The following is a 644-nucleotide window of genomic DNA, read 5'->3' as shown; positions in this document are numbered from 1 at the left end:
AAGTAGCTAGTCTAACCTTCGGGAGGACGGTTACCACGGTGTGATTCATGACTGGGGTGAAGTCGTAACAAGGTAGCCGTAGGGGAACCTGCGGCTGGATCACCTCCTTAATCGACGACATCAGCTGATCCATAAGTTCCCACACGAATTGCTTGATTCATTGAAGAAGACGATAGAAGCAGCTTTAAGCTCCAAGCTGATAGCTCACAGCTAGCAGTTACAAGCTCGAAATTGGGTCTGTAGCTCAGTTGGTTAGAGCGCACCCCTGATAAGGGTGAGGTCGGCAGTTCGAATCTGCCCAGACCCACCAATTTTGTTATGGGGCCATAGCTCAGCTGGGAGAGCGCCTGCCTTGCACGCAGGAGGTCAGCGGTTCGATCCCGCTTGGCTCCACCATAAACTGCTTCGAAAGTTTGAGAGTTTAGAAATGAATATTCGAACTGAATATTGATTTCTAGTCTTTTGATTAGATCGTTCTTTAAAAATTTGGGTATGTGATAGAAAGATAGACTGATGGCCACTTTCACTGGTGGTGATCAGGCTAAGGTAAAATTTGTGAGTTCTCTTAGTTGAGAAATTCGAATTTTCGGCGAATGTCGTCTTCACAGTATAACCAGATTGCTTGGGGTTATATGGTCAAGTGA

2 tRNA genes and 1 rRNA gene are annotated in these 644 nt (G+C 46.1%); all 3 read left to right on the top strand.

Annotated elements, in window-relative coordinates:
• Positions 1-110, top strand: a 16S ribosomal RNA gene (locus L6D82_RS28455); the annotation flags it as partial.
• Positions 111-233: 123 nt separating this feature from the next.
• Positions 234-310 (top strand) — tRNA-Ile (locus L6D82_RS28450).
• 10 nt (positions 311-320) lie between these two features.
• Positions 321-396, top strand: a tRNA-Ala gene (locus L6D82_RS28445).
• Positions 397-644: the final 248 nt, after the last annotated feature.

It is taken from the genome of Pseudomonas paraglycinae (genome assembly GCF_021601625.1).
GTDB lineage: Bacteria > Pseudomonadota > Gammaproteobacteria > Pseudomonadales > Pseudomonadaceae > Aquipseudomonas > Aquipseudomonas paraglycinae.
The sequence above is the reverse complement of the archived record's forward strand: the minus strand, read 5'-3'. Positions and strand labels throughout refer to the sequence as shown.